The sequence below is a fragment of the Geminocystis sp. NIES-3709 genome, assembly GCF_001548115.1.
Classification (GTDB): Bacteria; Cyanobacteriota; Cyanobacteriia; order Cyanobacteriales; family Cyanobacteriaceae; genus Geminocystis.
The window spans coordinates 429,148-450,180 of sequence record NZ_AP014821.1 but is presented as its reverse complement, the minus strand read 5'-3'; the positions used below and the strand labels follow the sequence as shown (position 1 = coordinate 450,180).

15 protein-coding genes are annotated in these 21,033 nt (G+C 32.2%); 10 read left to right on the top strand and 5 right to left on the bottom strand.

Going from position 1 to position 21,033, the window contains the following annotated elements:
- Position 1 precedes the first annotated feature (1 nt).
- Together GM3709_RS01825 and GM3709_RS01820 are read left to right on the top strand one after the other, a co-directional pair.
- A complete protein-coding gene (locus GM3709_RS01825; RefSeq protein ID WP_066115721.1) occupies positions 2 to 1,168 on the top strand; it encodes a hypothetical protein in 1,167 nt (388 codons plus the stop codon).
- A gap of 19 nt (positions 1,169 to 1,187) precedes the next feature.
- Positions 1,188 to 2,180: a pentapeptide repeat-containing protein gene (locus tag GM3709_RS01820; protein WP_066115719.1), complete on the top strand. Its 993-nt coding sequence runs from the start codon at positions 1,188 to 1,190 to the stop codon at positions 2,178 to 2,180.
- Between the two features lie 22 nt (positions 2,181 to 2,202).
- Here GM3709_RS01820 and GM3709_RS01815 read toward each other — a convergent pair whose 3' ends face one another.
- Complete coding sequence (locus GM3709_RS01815; protein ID WP_066115717.1) at positions 2,203 to 2,694, bottom strand: DUF2062 domain-containing protein; 492 nt, start codon at positions 2,692 to 2,694, stop codon at positions 2,203 to 2,205.
- 333 nt (positions 2,695 to 3,027) lie between these two features.
- Between GM3709_RS01815 and dndC the strand changes: the two genes are divergently transcribed.
- From dndC to GM3709_RS01790, 5 genes are all read left to right on the top strand, one after another.
- Positions 3,028 to 4,584, top strand: coding sequence for a DNA phosphorothioation system sulfurtransferase DndC (dndC, locus tag GM3709_RS01810; protein WP_066115715.1), 1,557 nt, complete (start codon positions 3,028 to 3,030; stop codon positions 4,582 to 4,584).
- 352 nt (positions 4,585 to 4,936) lie between these two features.
- Entirely contained in the window at positions 4,937 to 5,362 is a 426-nt protein-coding gene (rsfS, locus tag GM3709_RS01805; RefSeq protein WP_066115714.1) for a ribosome silencing factor, read from the top strand.
- Between the two features lie 29 nt (positions 5,363 to 5,391).
- The gene (locus tag GM3709_RS01800; RefSeq protein WP_066115712.1) at positions 5,392 to 5,895 is read left to right on the top strand and encodes a CGLD27 family protein; all 504 of its coding nucleotides are present in this window, start codon (positions 5,392 to 5,394) and stop codon (positions 5,893 to 5,895) included.
- Between the two features lie 64 nt (positions 5,896 to 5,959).
- Entirely contained in the window at positions 5,960 to 6,913 is a 954-nt protein-coding gene (locus GM3709_RS01795; protein ID WP_066115710.1) for an asparaginase, read from the top strand.
- An 84-nt stretch (positions 6,914 to 6,997) separates the two neighbouring features.
- Positions 6,998 to 9,403: a GH116 family glycosyl hydrolase gene (locus tag GM3709_RS01790; protein ID WP_066115708.1), complete on the top strand. Its 2,406-nt coding sequence runs from the start codon at positions 6,998 to 7,000 to the stop codon at positions 9,401 to 9,403.
- Positions 9,404 to 9,530: 127 nt separating this feature from the next.
- Here the strand turns inward: GM3709_RS01790 and GM3709_RS01785 are convergent, their stop codons facing one another.
- Both GM3709_RS01785 and GM3709_RS01780 read right to left on the bottom strand, forming a co-directional pair.
- Positions 9,531 to 10,007, bottom strand: coding sequence for a GNAT family N-acetyltransferase (locus tag GM3709_RS01785; RefSeq protein WP_231937599.1), 477 nt, complete (start codon positions 10,005 to 10,007; stop codon positions 9,531 to 9,533).
- Between the two features lie 66 nt (positions 10,008 to 10,073).
- Positions 10,074 to 13,205 (bottom strand): alpha-mannosidase, encoded by a 3,132-nt coding sequence (locus GM3709_RS01780; protein ID WP_066115706.1) that lies wholly within the window; start codon positions 13,203 to 13,205, stop codon positions 10,074 to 10,076.
- A 208-nt stretch (positions 13,206 to 13,413) separates the two neighbouring features.
- Between GM3709_RS01780 and GM3709_RS01775 the strand changes: the two genes are divergently transcribed.
- Together GM3709_RS01775 and GM3709_RS01770 are read left to right on the top strand one after the other, a co-directional pair.
- On the top strand, positions 13,414 to 14,079 hold the full coding sequence (locus GM3709_RS01775; protein ID WP_066115704.1) for a HEAT repeat domain-containing protein: 666 nt from the start codon (positions 13,414 to 13,416) through the stop codon (positions 14,077 to 14,079).
- A 405-nt stretch (positions 14,080 to 14,484) separates the two neighbouring features.
- Positions 14,485 to 15,636: an NAD-dependent epimerase/dehydratase family protein gene (locus tag GM3709_RS01770; protein WP_066115702.1), complete on the top strand. Its 1,152-nt coding sequence runs from the start codon at positions 14,485 to 14,487 to the stop codon at positions 15,634 to 15,636.
- Between the two features lie 344 nt (positions 15,637 to 15,980).
- On the opposite strand, the gene GM3709_RS01765 is transcribed toward GM3709_RS01770, so the two are convergent.
- Positions 15,981 to 17,162: an aldo/keto reductase gene (locus GM3709_RS01765; protein WP_066115700.1), complete on the bottom strand. Its 1,182-nt coding sequence runs from the start codon at positions 17,160 to 17,162 to the stop codon at positions 15,981 to 15,983.
- 156 nt (positions 17,163 to 17,318) lie between these two features.
- Here GM3709_RS01765 and GM3709_RS01760 point away from each other — a divergent pair, with 156 nt between their 5' ends.
- Positions 17,319 to 17,837, top strand: coding sequence for a hypothetical protein (locus GM3709_RS01760; protein WP_066115698.1), 519 nt, complete (start codon positions 17,319 to 17,321; stop codon positions 17,835 to 17,837).
- Between the two features lie 364 nt (positions 17,838 to 18,201).
- On the opposite strand, the gene GM3709_RS01755 is transcribed toward GM3709_RS01760, so the two are convergent.
- On the bottom strand, positions 18,202 to 20,985 hold the full coding sequence (locus GM3709_RS01755) for a cyclic nucleotide-binding domain-containing protein (protein WP_066115696.1): 2,784 nt from the start codon (positions 20,983 to 20,985) through the stop codon (positions 18,202 to 18,204).
- Positions 20,986 to 21,033 lie beyond the last annotated feature (48 nt).

The following is a 21,033-nucleotide window of genomic DNA, read 5'->3' as shown; positions in this document are numbered from 1 at the left end:
TATGATCATATCGTCAGATATAATCGCTAGTATTGCCCATGATTTAAGTCATTCACAGGAAGCCAAAAGAGCTAAAAAATTAATTTTTTATGTGAGTCAAAGATATTGGGAATCAGATTTTTCTATTATTGACAATTATTCTTTTGAATCTTTGCTTAAAAATCTTTATGACAATAATCCCACAGCAGATGATCTTAAAGCCTTACTTTATCAAGCTGTTAATACGTTAAATCGTAAAGAAGTATATGTAAAAATTGCTAAATATGTTTTTCAAAGAATGTCACCTTTATATGATAGTGATGAACATTCTTTACCTCAAGAACAAAATCAAGGAAATGAGTTTGAATCAGATTTAGTCGATCGAATTGTTGAAAATATCGAGTATCACGAGGAATCACCTAGAATCAAAAAATTGATTTTTGCCGCTTGTAAACAATATTGGGAAAATGACATTAACGTCATTGAAATGTATGATCTTCGAGAATTATTACTAGAATTATATCAACTTTATCCCAACCCAAAAAGATTAAAAAAAGCTCTTGAAAACATTGTTTCTACTATTAATCGACAAAATTTTTATTCTTTTATTGCGGATACCATCGTTGGGGAATTGACTTATTTATATAAACATGATACCGCAGAAGCTGTTGCAGATAATGACAGTGAACAGGAAGAAGAAACTCAATTAATTAAGGCTAAAAGTAAAAATACCTCTACGGAGTCTGTACCCCCTACATTTAATCAAGATATTGAGACAAATGTTGAATCTTCAGAATCGGAAGATACTTCAGATCTTGATTTATCCGGTAGTATTATGGCTGCCGGTGTACCAGAAGGACAAGTTATCCCTTGGTTAAAACTAGATAATCTTTTTGATCTCAAACAAGAGATTATGCAATATACCAACCCTTTACGAGCCAAAATTATGTTGTTTTATGCAATATATCAAATTGATATTTCTGAACAACACTGGTCGATCGTGCGCACTTGTAGTTTAGACGACTTATTGATTAGAATGTTTCAACAGTATGGAAAAGATATAAAAACCATTGAGAGTCATTTAATGTTGGTAGCAAATTCGAGTATAGAAGGATTAGAGCCAGAAGATAATGCCCAAGCAGTAAGTGCGATCGTAGAATCCGTGAAACATTTTTATAAAAAAGCCTAATTATTAAAGAGTTTAAGAAATGGAAGTTAATGAATTTATTGAACGTTATTCTGCTGGAGAAAATCGTTTTACAGGGGCAACCCTAGCAGGAATTGATTTAGTCGGAGCTGATTTAATCGGAATTGTTCTTAATGATGCTAATTTACAGAAAGCTAATTTAACTTTTTGTTATCTGAGTAGAGCGGATTTAAGTCGAGCAAATTTAGAAGAAACTAATTTTAGTGGTGCAAATTTGAATCAAGCTAGTTTAGTCGGGGCAAATCTTCATCGAGGAGAATTTCATGGAGCTATTCTACAAAAAGCTGACATGAGAAATGTAAAATTAACTTTAGCAAATTTATTAGATGCTAATTTAATTGAGGTTGACTTACGTTTTGCTGATCTTAGTAGTGCAAATCTCAAGGGAGCTTGTTTAAGAGGAGCAAATATGCGCTTAGAAAAAAGAGCTAAACCCACTATTTTAAAAGGGGCAAACCTTGATAAAGCCGATTTAAAAAGTGCAGATCTTCAAGGTGTGGATTTAAGAAATGCAAGTTTAGTAGGTGCAAATTTACGAGAGGTTAACTTAAGAGGTTCAGATTTAACAGGGGCAGATTTAACTCAAGCTAATTTAAAGGGTGCTTTTTTAACGGAGGTAGATTTAACAGGAGCAAAATTAATTGGGGCTAATCTTTCTAATACAAAATTAGAACGAGCTAAATTGATTGATACGGATATGAGTATGGTCAATTTAGAAAGTGCTACTATGCCTGATTGTAAATTAATTAGGGCTAATTTAATTCAAGCTAATTTGACTTTTGCTAGGCTTAATCGATCGGACTTGAGTCGTGCTAATCTTTATGGTGCTATCATGCGTAATGCTTCTTTAATGGAAGTCTTTTTTGCTCGTACCAATCTGACTTCAGCGGATTTAACTAATGCTAATTTAATTGGTGCTGATTTAAGCAGTGCTAATATTACTGGGGTTAATTTAGAAGGTGCTATCATGCCTGACGGACAAGTGTACCATTAATTATTAAAAAAAAGATTGAGATTTAAGGGTTTTTACGTTTTTTCAGCAAATCTATAATTAAATAATAGGCGATCGAGCTAAAACATAAACCAACAAGCAGAGATCCAAATAATAAAGTAACTATAATTTCTGTTCCCAAATCTTTAACCTCTGCGAAAGAATCCCAGTTAAAATGTAAATCACTATTATTAATAAATAAACTAAGAACCAATTTACCAACTTGAAAATTAAACAAAAATAAAGGAACAGAAGTAAAAGGGTTACTAATCCATGTACCGAGAATAGCTGTAAACTTATTACCTCGAATAAGTAAAGCGAAAATTATTGCCATAACAAACTGTAAGCCAATAAAAGGAAAACAACCAGCAAAAACCCCTGCGGCAAAACCTCTCGCTATTTTGTGAGGATGTTCTTTTAACCTTAATAGTCTTAATCTGTAATACTGCCAATATCTTTTTATCGATCGTAATTTTCGTTGTTTTTTAGAGTTTTGACTACATCGAGTTTTTATCATATCGTTGATATTGTGACTAATAATTGACAGTTAATATTTTTCGAGAGATTATTGCATTTGGCGTTACACATAGTTTTGTCATTAATAATTACCAAGGGTGAACTATAAAATTATAGGTAAAGAGAGGGAAAAGGGAAGAGGGAAAAATGATAAGAATTGATTTTAACACTTCTAAAATTGATTTTTACCGTTTTGTTCTATTGGTATTATTTATTATACTGATGCAAGATCTGAGTTTGAGGTTCATCCGTCGATCTAAATGTGTTTTCTACTTAATAGTTGATAGTTAGTTAAGATGTTATTTATCGCAAATTGTTCAATATTAATTATTTTATGAATAGTACCAGTATCCAAATTCCTCTTTTTCCCCCTCGCAGTTTAGAAGAATTGATTGGTGATATTAATATTTTAACTGCTGAAATTCAGGAATTATATTGTCAAGATTATCTGCCTTGGATTATCGGCTACAGTGGCGGAAAAGATAGTTCTTGTATTCTACAATTAATTTGGAATGCGATCGCAGCGTTACCGGAACAAAAACGTCAGAAAAAAATTTATGTAATTAGTACAGATACTCAAGTAGAAAATCCTATCGTAGCTCATTGGGTAAAAGGTTGTCTTAAACGAATGGAAATCGCCGCTAAAGAACAAAAAATGCCCTTTGAACCTCATTTACTCACTCCTGCGGTTAAAGACACTTTCTGGGTTTGTTTAATGGGCAAAGGCTATCCCGCTCCCCGTCATGGTTTTCGATGGTGTACTGACAGAATGAAAATTCAACCTGCGGATAATTTTATTAGGGAAACCGTGCGCAATCATGGAGAAATAATTCTTGTATTGGGGGTTAGAAAAGCTGAGAGTGCCACTAGGGCAAAAAATATGGAAAAACACGCTAAAGGTAGATTTCGTGACCGTTTAAACCTCAATTCTCATGTACCTAATTCCTATATCTACACTCCGATCGAAAATTGGCGTACTGATGAAGTTTGGTTATACTTATTACAATGGAAAAATCCCTGGGGGGGAGATAATCAAGACTTATTTACTATGTATCGAGGTGCAACAGCAGATAATGAATGTCCTTTGGTGGTGGATACTTCAACTCCTAGCTGTGGTGACTCTCGTTTCGGTTGTTGGGTATGTACAATGGTTAGCAAAGATAAATCGATGGAGGCGATGATTCAAAATGACGAGGAAAAAGAATGGTTACAACCCTTGTTAGATATTCGTAATGAGTTAGACATCCGAGACGATCGAGATAAGCGTGATTTTCGCCGAATTTACGGAAAGGTAGAGTTATTTGAGCGAAATTTGGAAGGTACAACCTCGATCGAGCCAATACCAGGCCCTTACGTCAAAAAATGGCGTGAACATTGGTTAAGAAAAGTATTAGAAGCAGAAGTTAGTATTAGAAAATTTGCCCCCCCAGAATTTCAAGAAATAAAATTAATTACCACAGAAGAATTAAGCGAAATTAGGCGTATTTGGTTAGAAGAAAAACACGAATTTGATGATAGTCTTCCTCGTATTTATCAAGAGGTAAAAAATGAGGAATTTATTGATCCTCGAATTGGAGCAGGAAATAGTTTATTAGGGAAAGAAGAATGGGAAATTTTACAAGATTTATGTGAAGATGAAATGGAGTTAGAATTGATGACTAAATTATTAGATATTGAGCGTCAATATTTTACTAAAATTCGTCGTATTGGTATTTATCAAGCCCTCGAAAAATGTTTTGAAACTAGCTCCCGTTCTAAAGAAGAAGCGATCGCCAATGCTCATTATATTAGAGAAATAAAAAATGCCGCTAAACAGGGAGATGTTAAGACTTTACAACAAAAACTGACATGGGGAAATGTTAAATTTGCCCAAAAAGAAAACCCTAGTTAGGAGTTAGCTTTTAGCAATTAGCGGTTAGGAGGAGAAATTAACTTAAACTATTTTCAAATTTATTTATTTGATTTCTTTTACTATACTTTATATTTCAGACTCTTTATTTTTTTGTTTATTAATCTAATCTCTAAATTAACTATTTCTTCAGAATTTTTACAGTTCACTGAGATAATTTAAGTTTTTTTTTTTTTAATTAGTCAACAATATTTCAAAATTTGTCTATGATCTATTGCTCATTCTTGATTCGTAAACTCAGATGTGTCTAATCTTATTAACATAGTACATTGGAAGGTACAACGAAAAAATTAAGAGTTATATATAATTATAAAAAAGAGACTAAATAATTTGAATGACAAAATCACATTTACAAATCGATAACTATTGTTCCGATCAAAAAATCAATTTATCAGACACGAATATTAGCAGTAAGGATTTAGCCTTAATTATTGCTGAGGCAGGAGACGATCGAAAAGCGGATAATATTGTTTTATTAAACGTGGAAAAAATGTCTTACTTGGCAGATTATTTTGTGATTATGACGGGATTTTCTCAACCACAATTAAGAGCAATTTCTTTGTCGATCGAGGACGAAGTATATAAAAAAGTAAATCGTAATCCTAGAAGAATTGAAGGAAAAAACGAAGGAAACTGGATTCTTCACGACTATGGTGACGTAATCGCCCATATTTTCTTGCCTGAAGCCCGACAATTTTATGACTTAGAGGCTTTTTGGGGAAGTGCAGAAAAAACTCTGTTTAAAGCAATTAGCAATTAGAAATTAGCTTTTACCTAACTCTTATATTTATGACTGAATCGACTACATTTTGTCCTGTACCATTAGAACAACAACCTCTTAATGAATATCAAGAGTTAGCACAGTCATGGTTTTTTAGTTGGGTGATACTGCCAAAATGGCAATTTGCTCGTAAATTAACATGGGTGATAATTCTTAGTTTATTAATTTGTGTCCCTATTTCTGCCGCTAGTTTCCCCCCTCAAGAAACCTTTTTTTCTTTTTTGTTATGTAGTTTATTAGGTTCTTCTTTTTTTGTGGGATTTGCTCTAGTCCGTTTATATTTGGGATGGAGATATATCGGCGATCGACTCAGAAAAACTAAGATAGTATATGAAGAATCTAGTTGGTATGATGGACAAGTGTGGGAAAAACCCCCAGAATTTTATCGTCGAGATCAACTAATTTTTCAGTATCAGGTACAACCATTATTAAAAAAGTTACAAAAAAGTTTAATCTTGCTTTTAGGTTTAATGGGTAGCGGTGGAATAACTCTATGGCTAATCCCTAATTGACAATCAACCAGAGACCATAGACAATAAATATTTGAATTAGTATCGATCGCCTTAAATCATCACCATGACAAGACTAAAACGCCCCCCTTATTCCCGTTTAGAAGTACATCTCCTCAGAGAAGGTATCGTGGAATCTATCCATCAAGGAGAAGTAGTTGTCGCAGATGATCGAGGACGTATTCTAGCTGTAGCCGGAGATCCTGAAACCGTATCCTTTATGCGATCGTCCATGAAACCCTTTCAAGCCCTTGCAGTAACAAGCACTGGAGTAATGGAAAGATTCGACTTAAACGACAAAGACTTAGCTATTGTATGTAGTTCTCATCAAGGTAAAATTGAACAAGCAAGACAAGTATTTAATATTCTTTGGCGCTCAGATATTGAACCTAGTTACTTAAAATGCCCCATTCCCGAAGGAAAAGATAGTGCCTTACAACACAACTGTTCAGGCAAACACGCTGGAATGTTAGCAGTGTGTCAACAAAGAAATTGGGATTTAGATACTTATTTTCATCGATCGAACCCCGTACAACAGTTAATTTTAAATAAAGTAGCGGAATTATTATGTATTCCCGGGGCAGAAATCATGACAGCGAGAGATGATTGTGGTGTCCCTACCTACGCCTTAGAATTAGGACAAATGGCAACCCTTTACGCTAAATTAGCATCAGGCAACAGTATCGACTTAGAAAGAATTGTTAGAGCGATGACTCATCATCCCACGATGGTAGCAGGGGAGGGGGCATTTGATACAGAATTGATGAACCTAACAGATGGAATGCTAGTTAGTAAATCTGGGGCAGAAGGTATCCAATGTATCGGAAATATTGGTCAAAATATGGGTTTAGCCATCAAAATTCTTGACGGTGCAAAACGGGCTAAATATGCTACCGCTATTCATGTTTTAAAACAAATGGGATGGATTACTCCCACGGTAGCCGAGAATTTGGGAGATAAGTTTTTAAGAATTGACGATTATAGACGTTTAGAAGTGGCTGGAGAACTTTGTTTACTGTAGTTTTTAGTATGAAAAAAAATTCAACAAGAACTTAGGTGCTAAATAGCTTAATATTTAAAAAAATCTCTTTTTCAATCCGTCAATATGCTTAAAATCGAATTACCAAATATTCCACCTTCAGCTTGGCAATGTGAAATTGGCAAAATTTGGGAAAAGCCTTATACTGTTCGTTATGCCAGTAATCTCGATGATGGTGCTAATCATGGAATGCCATTGGGAGGATTTGGTAGCGGTTGTATTGGTAGAGGCGTTAACGGTGACTTTAATCTCTGGCATATTGACGGCGGTAATCATATTTTTAAGGCTTTATCTGCTTGTCAGTTTAGTGTATTTGAGCAAGTAGAAGGAGAATCTCCCCAAGTTTACGCTATGAGTACCACTCCTCCTGACAATGGTAGTTTATCTAGCTGGGCATGGTATCCTCAAGGGCAAGGTACTTATTCTGCTTTGTATCCCCGTAGTTGGTTTGACTATCAAGGGGTTTTTAAATCTCATCTAATTTGTGAGCAATTTTCTCCTATTTGGGGAGGCAGTTATCAAGAGGCAAGTTATCCTGTAGCGGTATTTGATTGGAGTATCCATAATCCCACGGATAAAGAAATTACTCTTAGTATCATGTTTTCATGGCAAAATAGCGTCGGTTGGTTTACTAATACCATAAAAAGCCCTACGGTTAAAGTTCGTGATGATGGTAGCCCTGAGTATGAATATCAACCTCGGTGGGGGGATAGCACGGGGAATCTTAATCAGTGGATTCAAGATAATTTTAGAGTAGGTTGTCTATTCGATCGAATACGCATGAATGATGAGCCCCAAGAAGGAGAAGGACAATTTGCGATCGCTAGTGTTACCAATCCTACCTTAGAGGTGTTTTATCATAGTCGATGGAATCCTAAAGGAGATGGTAGTGAGTTATGGGATTATTTTGCCATGAACGGAACATTGCCAGACTACCAAGATGAGACACCCGCAGAGCCGGGAGAACAAATTGCCGGGGCTATGGCGATTAGATTTACTATTAAGCCGGGTAAAACGAAGAAAATTCCGTTTGTTTTAGCATGGGATTTCCCCGTCACTGAATTTGCTCAAGGAATCAACTATTATCGCCGTTATACAGACTTTTTCGGTAGAAATGGTAAAAATGCTTGGTCGATCGTGCGTACTGCTTTAAAACATAGTGATATGTGGCAAAATCGCATCAATGAATGGCAAAAACCCATTTTAATACGATCGAATTTACCCGATTGGCTCAAGATGGCATTATTTAACGAGTTATATTTACTTGCCGATGGTGGTAGTTTATGGACTGCGGCTACAGAAAATGATCCTGTGGGACAGTTTGGGGTGTTAGAATGTATTGATTATCGATGGTATGAAAGTTTAGATGTGAGGCTTTATGGTTCGTTTTCTATGATCATGCTTTGGCCTCGTTTAGATAAGTCAATTTTAGAGGCTTTTAGTCATGCCATTTCTCACTCTGACGATACTCCTCGTATTATCGGTTATAACCGTGCTAGTGCCATTAGAAAGGCGAAAGGAGCAACTCCCCACGACTTAGGTGCGCCTAATGAACACCCTTGGGAAAAAACTAACTATACTAGCTATCAAGATTGTAATTTATGGAAGGATCTCGGTTGCGATTTTGTTCTGCAAGTCTATCGAGATTATCTTTTTACGGGAAGTCAAGATCAAGATTTTCTGTGGGAATGTTGGGATAGTATTGTGGAAACCCTCCATTATGTAAAAGGTTTTGATTTAGACGGTGACGGTATTCCTGAAAATTCAGGGGCACCAGATCAAACTTTTGATGATTGGCGATTACAAGGTATTAGTGCCTATTGTGGTGGTTTATGGATTGTTTCTCTTGAAGCGGCTATCGCTATTGGTAAAATTTTGATGGCAAATCCTCCCATGAATCCTAATTTACAACCTGATGATTTCCCTGAAGGTATTAGAAGTTCGATCGAAATTTTTGCTGATTGGTTAGCAAAATCAAGGGCAATTTATCATCAAACTCTGTGGAATGGTGAATACTATAACTTAGATAGTCAGAGTGGTTCTGATGTAGTTATGGCGGATCAACTTTCAGGACAATTTTATGCCCAGATTTTAGGATTACCTGATGTGGTAGAATCTGAGTATGTTCGATCGACTTTAAATAAGGTTTATGATGCTTGTTTTTTGAAATTTCATGACGGTAAATTTGGTATTGCCAACGGTTTAAAACCAGACGGGAAACCCATGAAAGAAAATGATACTCATCCTCTGGAAGTATGGACAGGTATTAATTATGGCATCGTTGCTTTTATGATACTTAACGGCATGAAAGAAGAAGGCTTGAAAGTAGCAGAAACGGTAGTTAAACAAGTTTATGAAAATGGGTTACAATTTCGTACCCCTGAAGCCATAACCGCAGTCGGTACATTTCGTGCCAGTCATTATTTACGTGCCATGGCGATTTGGGCAATTTATCATGTTTTAAATAAATAAAATGGCTTTCTCATTTTGAGTACGATAAATTATTACTTGAAAAAGGTGTTAGGTAGTGGGTATTAGGTGTTAAGTTAAATACTTATAACATTAAGGTACTTAGCTTAATTCTCAATATTGATTAGAATTATAACTGTTTAATAAATAATACTCGATGCTCTCCATCTCCATCATAGTTTAAGTGGTAGGAAATATCTTTTTCGGTAGCATTTCCTTTTTCTATCTCAAATCCTAAGCGTAAATGAAAAGCGATCGAATTTTTATTAAGAGGAGACGTTACACATTTTACTCGTTTACGATCGTATTTTTGAACTACTTGAAAAAATTTGTGATATAAAGAATTTCCTAAACCTTGTTGACGAAAATTAGGATCAATTCCGCTGAAATGAATATATGCTTCTTCTGAATGAGTTTGAGATAAAAAACCGATTAAAAATCCAATTATTTTATTTTCTTTTTCCACAATAAAACTGGTTTCTTGAAAATGAATAAAAAAAAGTTTAGGTAACATATCTCTCATCTTTCTCCCATGCCACCATTCATCAATCACTGAAATAATCACTTTATAATCAGAAGGTTGTATATTGCGAATTATAATTGTCATAAATATTTTTATTGTTAATAACTTGAAGTAAATTATTTTTCAAAAATATAAGTAGTTAAATATTATTTATTCACAAATAAAACTAAAAATTTGATAGGGTTTAATTTTTTGATTTTGATTTTTAACGGGATGTTCTAATAAATTAACTCTAGTTTTGAGGGAAAAATCTAATATGCTTTTAAAAGTAAAATCACAATAATCTCCATAACATTCATAACCTCGAAAAAGAATTTTATTAGAATCTTCTTCTGTTATTTTTAATGCCATTAAGATTAAATTATCTGCATTTATTTTGATTAATTCAGTAGTAGTAGGTAAAACTGATAATTGTGCTTTTTTCTTATCTAAAAATAAAATTTGTAAAGGTACATTTAATTCATAACCTTTTTTAACAGTATTCCCTTTTTTCCAATCATTTTTATGAGGATATAAACTATAACTAAATTCATGATAACCTTGTTCACCAAGTGGCGTTACACGATCACATTTTTCATCTGGCCATTTTGGACTACGCAATAAAGTTAATCTTAATTGATTTGGCTTACTGTCATAACCATATTTACAATCATTAAGCAAACTTACACCATAATTATTATTACTTAAATCTGCCCAATAATGTCCGCAAACTTCCCATTGTGCTTTTTCTCTGTCTGTTTCAGGTTTTGTTGTTCGTTTAATATTGCCACAGGCAATGTCATAAGTAACAAAATTACTTTCTATTTTTAAAGGAAAATTAACTTTTAATAAAGTATAGTCCTCTTGCCAATGAACTTTATTTTTTATGGTTAATATAGGAGTATTAAAGTTTAAAATATAATCCTGAATAAAACTCGATCGATTAAAAGTTTTTTCTATTCTTATGATTTGTCTTAATAATCCTTTTTCTAACCATTTAATAGATGTTAAAGTCGGATTTTCTAGGGGATAATTTTGATAATGAGGATCAATATTCCACGCATCCCAATATTGCCCCTTATCCTCGAATAATTGTAATTCATTACCATAACCATTTAAAACTTCTTGATTATTGATTTTGTCATAAAAACTAATTATATTTCCTGTCTCTATATCGATATTAACCTTGATATATTGATTTTCTAAAATATAATTCTCATTATTTAAAACATTTTTTTCCTCAATGAAAGAAGTTATTTTTTCTGTTTCATTAGATTTAAGATAAAATGATTTATAACCGATACTAGGAATATTTTTAGCAAAAAATAATAGTTTACCGTCTTTGGAAATTTGAGTTTTTAATGATTTTCCATTCTCATCAAATACATTATATAATATTCCATTATCATTGTTAATATCTATTTCAATAATTTCCGATCGTTGCCAATTTAAAGAATTAAAAATTACTATTATTTGATAGTTTTTTTGTGAAATTTTATCAAAATTTATATAAGAGGTGATCGAGGTTAAAGAATCTTGTAAAATAGATTCAGTATCATTAATAATTTCTTGCCAAAGTTGATTTGCTTCAGTGAAAACTGGAGTTATAGAAGTACCGGGTAAAATATCATGAAATTGATTTAATAAAACTTTTTGCCAATTTTCTTTTATTCTTTTTTGATGATCAGCATTTATGTTTAATTTTTGTTTAAATTTTCGAGATAAAATATTCGCAATAGTTGAAAATAGTTCTGCTTGATATAATAGTTTTTCTGAGTAGCGATTAAAGTATTTTTGATCTCCATGAGTTGTATAACAACCTCTATGTAATTCTAAGTAAAGTTCATTATTCCAAACAGGTAAATTGTCACAAGAAATACTGCTAATTTTTTCTAAATATTCTTGAGCAGTTGTAAAATTTAACTTAGGAAAAAAAGGAGATCGATCGTAACGTTTTCCTACCTCTAACATATCACGAGTCGGGCCTCCTCCATGATCTCCCACTCCCGGAAGCCAAAACACATCTTTTAACCCCGTCTGGTTCTCCCAATCTACACTATAGTTAGTCATGGTAAGAGGATTGGTATCCATCACTCCGGCAACATTAGGAGGAGACATCAAGCTAAAAATACGACTACCATCAGGAGATTGCCACCAAAAACAACCATAAGGAAATTTATTTGTATCATTCCAGTGTAATTTGCCTGTTACAAAGTAATTAATTTCTGCTTGTTGTAAAATTTGTGGTAACTGCCAAGGAAAACCAAAAGTATCAGGTAACCATGCTATATTGTTATATTTACCAAACTTTTCTAAAAAATATTTTTGCCCATATAATAACTGTCTAACTAGAGATTCTCCACTAATTAAATTTACATCAGGTTCAACCCACATTCCTCCTAAAATTTCCCATAAATTATTTTTAACAGCTTGTTGAATTTGAGTAAATAATGGCAAATTATGATTTTCTATCCATTTATATAGATAGGCAGTTGTATGACCAAAAGTTAAATAAGAATAGTTTTTTTGAAGATTTAAAACAGAATTAAAAGTCCGTTGAGCAACTTCATAGGTTTCTTCTAAAGTCCATAACCAAGCCATATCCAAATGAGCATGACCTAGTAAATAAAAGTTTCTTTCTTTAATATAGTTAGATAGGGGTAAAAGACGATTTCTTAAGTTAGCTAATTCTTGTCTAAATAAAGACTGATTATTAATTACATTCCAATTAATTTTACTAACTTCTTCTTCTAAAAAAGTATTTTTTTCAGGATAAAATTGATTGATATATTTTTCTAAAATAGTTAATTCATTCGCTATAAAACTAGGATCAATATCATTATAATTACTCTCATAAAGGCATTTAGAAGCCATTAAACCACCAATATCATGACTAGGACTAACTAATCGTAAACTAATAATATATTCTTCCCCAATATTTACTTTTTCTGTGAATAAAATTCTACTAGAACAATCAAATAAATCTCCTTCACAAACCAATTTACCATTGACAAAAATTTGTGCTAATTCTGCCCACCATGTTAGGGCAATTCTTAAACTTAAACTATCTAAAGGATAATTATTATTTAAACTTTTAGGAATTATAATTTTTTGAGCAAACCATCTGACTTGATTACCTTTTTCCCAAACTAAATAATTTTTTTCATTAACTATACCTTTTTGCCAATTTTGATCTATATTTATGGGTGAATTATCTAAATCTCGATCGAGATAAAACCAATTATTCTGTATTTCTAATTCTGTTAAACTTTTGAGAGTTAAAATTACTTTTTGTAGATTCATAAAACTAAATAAACGATCGATAAATTTTAAAATATAAAGACTAATTCATATACTGAATCTTAATAAGACTTAAACATAAAAATTTTAAATTATTTATAATAAATTTGATAATAGGAATAATTATAGCTTCTAAATTCTACATCCTAAATTCTAAATTCTACAAATCGATCGCCTATAATGAGAATTGTAAAGAAATATTGAGAAAAATATGAGTAAGGTTGACTTAACTGAAATATGCAGTAAATTGGAAAGTAGTAATTCTAAAGATAGACTATTAGCTCTTGCATCCTTAAGAGAAGTAGAAGCAGAAGATGCTGTACCTTTAATTAAGAAAGTAATAGATGATGAAATGTTACCAGTGCGTTCTATGGCAATATTCGCTTTAGGAGTAAAAAAAACTGATGAATGTTTACCTATCTTAGTAAAATTATTAGAAACAGATCCAGACTATGGTATTCGTGCAGATGCCGCAGGTGCTTTAGGTTATTTAAGAGATATAGGTGCTTTTGAGGCTTTAGTACGATCGTTCTATGAAGATACACAATGGTTAGTAAGATTTAGTGCCGCAGTATCTTTAGGAAATTTAGGAGATATTAGAGCAAAACAAGTACTATTAGAGGCTTTACATAGCGGTGAAACAGTTTTGCAACAAGCGGCTATTTCAGCATTAGGAGAAATAAAAGCAGAGGATTGTATTGAAGAAATATTGACATTTGCACAGTCAGAAGACTGGTTAATTCGTCAAAGATTAGCAGAATCATTGGGTAATTTTAACACTCAAAAAAGTATTTCTGCCTTGAAATATTTAGCGAAAGATGTTAATCCTCAAGTTTCCCAAGCTGCCAATTATTCTCTTAAAAAATTTAATTTTTAGAGGTTATTTTATTGACTGATTATTTCTTAATATGCCTTAATTATATTAATTTTTTATTGAACATCGATCGAATTTAATAATTATGCTTTTATTTGTTTGTAGATGTCAATACTTTAAATTAATTAAGGTTTTAATCCATTTTCTTGATTATTTTTAGCGTTTCAACACTAACAGTTGTTGCCCTCATTGATAAATCAAGAGTCTATAAAGTTTACATAATTAAACAATAATTATTTTGATTTATTTTAGTACTTTCTTGAAGTATGCAAAATGTCGATTTCAATTCTTAGTGGGTATTTATTAAACTAACCTTATAGGCAAAAAAAATTAACTCAGATGATCTTTTATGTGCCAATAATTGGTAAATTAACCTAAATATTGATATAACAAGAAAAAATAGTAAAGATGAAAGCATTAGTAATAGGCGGAGACGGTTATTGCGGTTGGGCAACAGCACTCCATTTATCAAATAAAGGTTATGATGTCGCTATTCTCGATAATTTAGGTCGTCGTCATTGGGATGATAAATTAGGGGTACACACTTTAACCCCTATTGCCTCGATTCAACAACGGATTAAACGTTGGTATGAGTTAACTGGTAAAAAAATTGAGCTTTTTATAGGAGATATTACTAACTACGATTTCCTAATAAAAGCCTTTCGTCAATTTGAGCCTGAGTCGATCGTACATTTTGGGGAACAACGTAGCGCACCTTACTCTATGATTGATAGAGAACACGCTGTATTTACCCAAGTTAATAACGTAGTAGGTACTTTAAATATTCTCTACGCTATAAAAGAGGAGTTTCCTGATTCTCACCTCGTCAAATTAGGTACTATGGGGGAATATGGGACTCCCAATATTGATATTGAAGAAGGTTATATCGAAATTGAACATAACGGGCGTAAAGATGTTTTACCTTATCCTAAGCAACCCGGTAGTTTTTATCATTTAAGTAAAGTTCACGATAGCCACAATATCCATTTTGCCTGTAAAGTCTGGGGGATACGTGCTACTGATTTAAATCAAGGAGTTGTCTATGGTGTGTTAACAGAAGAAACTGGTATAGATGAACTACTCATTAATCGTCTTGACTATGATGGAGTTTTTGGTACTGCTTTGAACCGTTTTTGTATTCAGGCGGCGATCGAACATCCTTTAACAGTGTATGGTAGTGGTGGGCAAACTCGTGCTTTTCTCGATATTCGTGATACTGTTCGATGTATGGAGTTGGCGATCGCTAATCCTGCGGAAGCAGGAAAATTCCGAGTATTTAACCAATTTACTGAATTATTTAGTATTAATGATTTGGCAAATATGGTACAAAAAGCTAGTGCAACTTTAGGATTAAAAGTTGAAGTCAACAATATTCAAAATCCAAGAGTTGAATTAGAAGAACACTACTTCAATGCTAAAAATACCAACTTATTAGATTTAGGTTTAAAACCTCACTATTTATCAGATTCTCTCCTTGATTCTTTACTTAATTTTGCACAGAAGTATAAGGGGAGAGTTGATATGGAACAAATTTTACCTAAAGTTTCTTGGAGACGTTAATTAAACAGAGGAAGACTAGAAGACTAGGAGAATTTTAAAATTTAAGGCAAAATTACTTTCAAGTTTAGATTTTTCTTTTTTTGATCTATTACCTTCAGCAATTCTTATTGTGAAAATTTTAAGCTAATTAATAAAAAAAACTACCAATTTATTTTCTTTGTTTTGAAATAATATAAATTTTCGCTCAAAATGGGAATTGCTGGAATAATTTAGTTTAAATAAACTATTGAAAATAACAAAAATTACTTTAAAACAATCATCTAATTAAACAATGTTTTGTTTTTGCCTACCCTCACCATTATCTTTTATTCTCTTACTGAGTATAAATAAATCTCGATCGTTTTCTAGCTTTGTGATAAACGCTTAACTTCTTGTCCTCCTAAAATTCTCTCTGCTTCTGCTAGAAACTTCGGTATTTGGTCTTTATAAGGACTATTAATTAGACATTTTTTTAAGTCGAATTCATTCAATTTATCTGCTTTTTGTCCGGGAAACCAATGTCCTCCATTTCCTAATAAGTTATAACGCATTTTGCCATATTCAACTAAGTCATAAGCAACTGCTAAATTTCTTAACCATAAAATCATAGGAATATTGATATTTCCGGGGGTTTCTTCATGATTAGGTAAGCCAATTTCCCAATTCCTTAACCATTCTTCTCCTAAAACTTTTTCAGCGTGATTTTCTAATCTCTTAATAATAGGTGATAATAGTTTTTGACTTTGAGATAATAATGGCAACGTTTCTAAATGTTCTTCAAAATCTGAAGGTTGACTCGCACCTATACTTAAAGTATGTACTTGAGGATGAGATAAACAAAATAGATTATTAAAAACCATCGGAGAGAGAGGTTTTGTTAATTTTTTTAAGGTTGATGGCGATTGATAAAGCATTCCTCCTTTATTTGATGGACTAATGATAAAAACCCCCATATCATGACGATTAGCTTCTAATATTGCCTCCCAATTTTTTTGATAGATCCAATACCAATGTAAATTTATATAATCAAATTGATTCGTTTGAATGGTTTTAATAATTAAATCTGTTGGTGCATGGGTAGAAAAACCAATAAATCTTACTTTCCCTTCCTCTTGAAGTTTTTTAGCCTCCTCTAAACAACCGCTCGATCGAGTGCTATAATCCAACAATTGTAGAGTATTAATGCCATGTAAACCGAGTAAATCCACATAATCAACATTGAGATAACGTAGAGATTTTTCAAAATTGGCTCTAAAAATTTTACTATCTTCTTCCGGAGCAATTTTTGTTTGAATAATTAATTTTTCTCGTGGTAATTTTGGTAGAATTTGCCCTAATTGTATCTCTGATGAGCCATAAAATCTAGCCGTTTCAATATGATTTATACCCAATTCAACACTTTTCTTGATAGTTGCCTCTAAATTACGTTGATTATCTTCGGGAATCTCACTTATTTGCACATCTTGCCATTTATATTGATAACGCATTCCTCCACAGGAAAACACGGGCATTTGTAATTCTGTTCTACCAAATCGGCGATATTCCATCATAATTAACCAGAAAGATTTTTAAAACTCCTGTGACTGTGACTATTTTAATAAATTTTTATATTTGTTTAATTATCTCATGTAGAAAAAAATATAGGAACAAAAAAATAACCCCATCAGTCAGAGGGGCATAACAACCTATAAATATCTAATTCTATGCTATTCACAACACAAAAACAAATTTCTGGTGTCGCTATCACTTTAGTTGCCATTGCTAGTAACTTGAGCTTTATGAATATTGCTAAAGCCGAAGAAATAAGCTGTCAAGGAACTTTAGGTGCAATTACCGTCGATAATGTTAAAGTACCTCAAGGTAAAACTTGTACTTTAAACGGCACAACTGTTAAAGGTAATATTGTAGTAAATAATCGGGCTACTTTAAAAGCCAATGGTGCAAAAGTGAATGGTAATATTCAAGCCGAAGGTGCTACTGCCGTTAATGTTAATTCAAATACCACCGTGGGAGGAAGTATTCAAATTAAACAAGGAGGCAGTGCTAGTATTGTTAGTAACAAAATTCAGGGAGATGTTCAATTAGAGTCTAATTCAGGAAAATTAACCGTCAGTAAAAATAATATTGGTGGTAATTTGCAATGTAAAGAAAATAAAATGATTCCTGTAGGTGGAGATAATATTGTTGAAGGTAACAAAGAAGATCAATGCTCAAAACTTTGATTTTAAGCTAAAACCCATTTAACTTGGATCTTTTAAAATTAGTAAAAAATCAAATAAACTATTATCACCTGAATTTGAGAAAAAATCCTTGATGTAGGTAGGTTTTAAAGTTTAGGGTTTAGGGTTTAGGTTTTAGGTTCTAAAAATACCAAATCTGATTGAATTATTTAATTAATTTAATTTAAGTAAAATCAATTGTTAACACTTTTTCATCAATTATTTACCTAATACCTAATACCTTGTTATTACCCATACATTTTGCATCGAAGTGGGTATTATCAATAGCTCATTGCTTATCTTCATTACTCAACTTAATATGCGTCTGAGCTTAGTAGGGGATTTATTCCCCTTTTTTGTTTTATTATTATTTTGTAATCAGTTGTTTTAGACGGTTAGTTTCTAATTCTAAAATACGGCGAGAAAATTCATGATCTTCCTCCAAAATATCGTCAAAACTATCTATTGCTACAGCTAAAATTTTTGTAGGATTAGTTTTTGCAATAATTTTTCCAGACTGTTTTCCATGAGATAAAACTTCTAATTCATCGAGAATTTGTCCAGGTAATAAACTAGAAATAATGGGAGTATCATTTTCACGAGATAAAATAATTTCTACTCTACCACTAATTAATAATAATAGTTCTCTACAAGTATCTCCTTCATCAGAAATAACCTGATTTTCTTGATAATTATTAAAGTAAGATAATTCAGCTAATGCTATTAAAGTATTGCTATGAATCTCCTCAAAAAAGTTAGCATTACCTAAGTAAATTAATTTTTCTAATGTGTTAAAATTAGATAGATTTAGTGTGTCAGACTTTAGTAAAGTATTAGCAGTTTCTTGGACTAAAAAATGATTTTTTATTACTAATAATTCTTGAGCTTCTGCTTGTGCTAATTTTAAATCAATTTGTGCCAGAATATAAAGACTAATAGCTTGAGTAATAGGATTGGATTCCATTAATAACCCTTGTAAATGACTGATAATTGTCTGTATGTCAATATCTAACGAACAAGTTGGAATTGTATTGGTAGGTTGGCTTAATAAATTTAAAATTTCTGGTTGTAATCGATAATACCAATTAGAAGTGGGATTTTCTAAAATATCTGGCAAAACACCGGGAGAAATATTTCCTAATCTACGGGCAATTTCCCGAGCAATAGTTAAATCTTCACAATTTTCAATAATTTCTAATAATCCTCTCACTAAAAGACGTTTTTTCTGTCTAACAGTTTTTCTTAACAAGTTCAAAATGTCTCCTTGGGGAAGAAAACGAGGTTGATTGAGGGCGTGGTAACGTTCAATTAATTGTTCTAGTTGTGATATTATATGCTCTGATCGTGCAATTATTCCTGATTCTGGCTGTAAACCATGTAAAATTTCTTCTTCTTCTTGGTAAGTAATACAATATTCTTGACGTAATTTGCGTATATCCTGAGAATTATTTTCTAAAAGTTCGTCAAGGGAAGCCTTTTGCTGTAAAGATAACATTCTTTCTAAGGCTTTGCGATAACCAGTTAACCGTACAGAATTTTCGACAGAATGTAGTTTGGAAGGATCAAGCAAAGAGGGATCTTCTACACCTAATTCTGTTAAAATGGTGCGATGTTCATCGTCTGTAATACTCAATTCTGATCGTAATTGTTCTAAAACTTCTAAACTGCTAACAGTGTTAACATAGCCTTCTTCTAAAGATTCTTTTAAAACCCCTTTATAAACTTCTTGACGTTTATCTTTACTAAATCCGGGTAAAACTTTTGCTAAGACATAAACCTCATCAGTATTAAGATTTTCGAGGGATTTTCCATCTAAAAAACGACCAATATTTAAACCTAATTTTGTTAACTGTTTTCTAAAACGAGTTGCTAAACTTTCTTTGGAGTAAATTTCTGGACTTCTTCTCCATGTTTGATATACCCAAATTGAACTTAAGAAAACTAAAGCAAAATCCCAAATATATTGAATTTTTATCGGTAATAAAGTTAACCATGATCTACCAGCAAAAATAAAGAAAAAATCAAAAATTATAAAGGTTAAAATAGTAAATATTCGATGTCTAACTAACTCTGGTGAAATTTTATTTTTATATTTATTTTGATAAAATTTTTCGATACTTTTACCTAGAAAATAACTGATAAAGGTAAACATTCCCAATGTTAGGGGTACAGCGATAATTTTAGGAATATTAATAGGTTGATTAAAAAGATAAAACCCGGGATTTAAAAGAGTATTTAGTTGATCTTTTTCATAAGCCCAAATACCAGAAAAATAGTAATCCCAATTACCAGCATATAAGTAATAGTAAAGAAAATAACCGATCACTAAACCAAAATAACCATAATATAATAATTGACGATCGGTTTGATTGATACTATCCCAATAACTTCTTTCGGAGTCAATATCAATACAAGGACTTTGACAAGCAATACAGGCACTTTTTTCTTGATTGTCTTCAATAATTCGGCACATAGATTGAGTAATCTTATCATCTCCAATATGAGCTTTACTGGTAAATAATCCTTGAGGTTCACCATAAATTTTTTGAACAGGAGACATGGGACAAAAATAATTACACCAAGATTTTCCACCGAAAAAATAACCAATAAAAATAGCAATAAAAATAGTAAATAATAACCAAATAGCTAGGGCTAATCTATCGGCATTAACAAAGAGAATACGAGAGCATAAACCGATAAAAAACCAGCTCATTTGTAAATATAAATAATTACGTCCTAGCCATGAATTTTTATCAATTCTAGGTATCTCAAAACGTACTGAACCATTGGCACTAACCCGTTTAATTTTACGTTGCCAACCCAACGCTCTAGGAATTTGAGAAAGGAAAGATAAAGGGCAAATTCTACGCCATAATTCATGACCAAAAATAAGGAGAATAAAGATAGAACTAGGGACAACAATTCCCCAAAAAATAGGAGCACCTAAATAATAAGCATTTTTTTCTAAACAATTACCTTGAACTGCCACACAAGTATCTAAATTAACCCTTAATGGACTAGCTAAATTATCCGGAGAAGTTAAAAAAGGAGAAATCGGATCATAAAATAAAGATAGAATGATCAAAAACCAAGCAGTTGTTAAGATCCACCTAACAGAGTGCATAGTTTTTTCTGGAGTTTTATTAAACATAAAAATTGTGATATTAAAGTTATAAAAAATACAAAATATTTATTAAAT

Excerpts from the sequence above, each read along its gene's own strand:
- GM3709_RS01820 (WP_066115719.1), top strand. The coding sequence starts at position 1,188 with ATGGAAGTTAATGAATTTATTGAACGTTATTCTGCTGGAGAAAATCGT.
- rsfS (WP_066115714.1), top strand. The coding sequence starts at position 4,937 with ATGACAAAATCACATTTACAAATCGATAACTATTGTTCCGATCAAAAA.
- GM3709_RS01790 (WP_066115708.1), top strand. The coding sequence starts at position 6,998 with ATGCTTAAAATCGAATTACCAAATATTCCACCTTCAGCTTGGCAATGT.
- GM3709_RS01785 (WP_231937599.1), bottom strand. The coding sequence starts at position 10,007 with ATGACAATTATAATTCGCAATATACAACCTTCTGATTATAAAGTGATT.
- GM3709_RS01795 (WP_066115710.1), top strand. The coding sequence starts at position 5,960 with ATGACAAGACTAAAACGCCCCCCTTATTCCCGTTTAGAAGTACATCTC.
- GM3709_RS01760 (WP_066115698.1), top strand. The coding sequence starts at position 17,319 with ATGCTATTCACAACACAAAAACAAATTTCTGGTGTCGCTATCACTTTA.
- GM3709_RS01780 (WP_066115706.1), bottom strand. The coding sequence starts at position 13,205 with ATGAATCTACAAAAAGTAATTTTAACTCTCAAAAGTTTAACAGAATTA.
- GM3709_RS01815 (WP_066115717.1), bottom strand. The coding sequence starts at position 2,694 with ATGATAAAAACTCGATGTAGTCAAAACTCTAAAAAACAACGAAAATTA.
- GM3709_RS01825 (WP_066115721.1), top strand. The coding sequence starts at position 2 with ATGATCATATCGTCAGATATAATCGCTAGTATTGCCCATGATTTAAGT.
- GM3709_RS01800 (WP_066115712.1), top strand. The coding sequence starts at position 5,392 with ATGACTGAATCGACTACATTTTGTCCTGTACCATTAGAACAACAACCT.
- GM3709_RS01775 (WP_066115704.1), top strand. The coding sequence starts at position 13,414 with ATGAGTAAGGTTGACTTAACTGAAATATGCAGTAAATTGGAAAGTAGT.
- GM3709_RS01765 (WP_066115700.1), bottom strand. The coding sequence starts at position 17,162 with ATGGAATATCGCCGATTTGGTAGAACAGAATTACAAATGCCCGTGTTT.
- dndC (WP_066115715.1), top strand. The coding sequence starts at position 3,028 with ATGAATAGTACCAGTATCCAAATTCCTCTTTTTCCCCCTCGCAGTTTA.
- GM3709_RS01770 (WP_066115702.1), top strand. The coding sequence starts at position 14,485 with ATGAAAGCATTAGTAATAGGCGGAGACGGTTATTGCGGTTGGGCAACA.
- GM3709_RS01755 (WP_066115696.1), bottom strand. The coding sequence starts at position 20,985 with ATGTTTAATAAAACTCCAGAAAAAACTATGCACTCTGTTAGGTGGATC.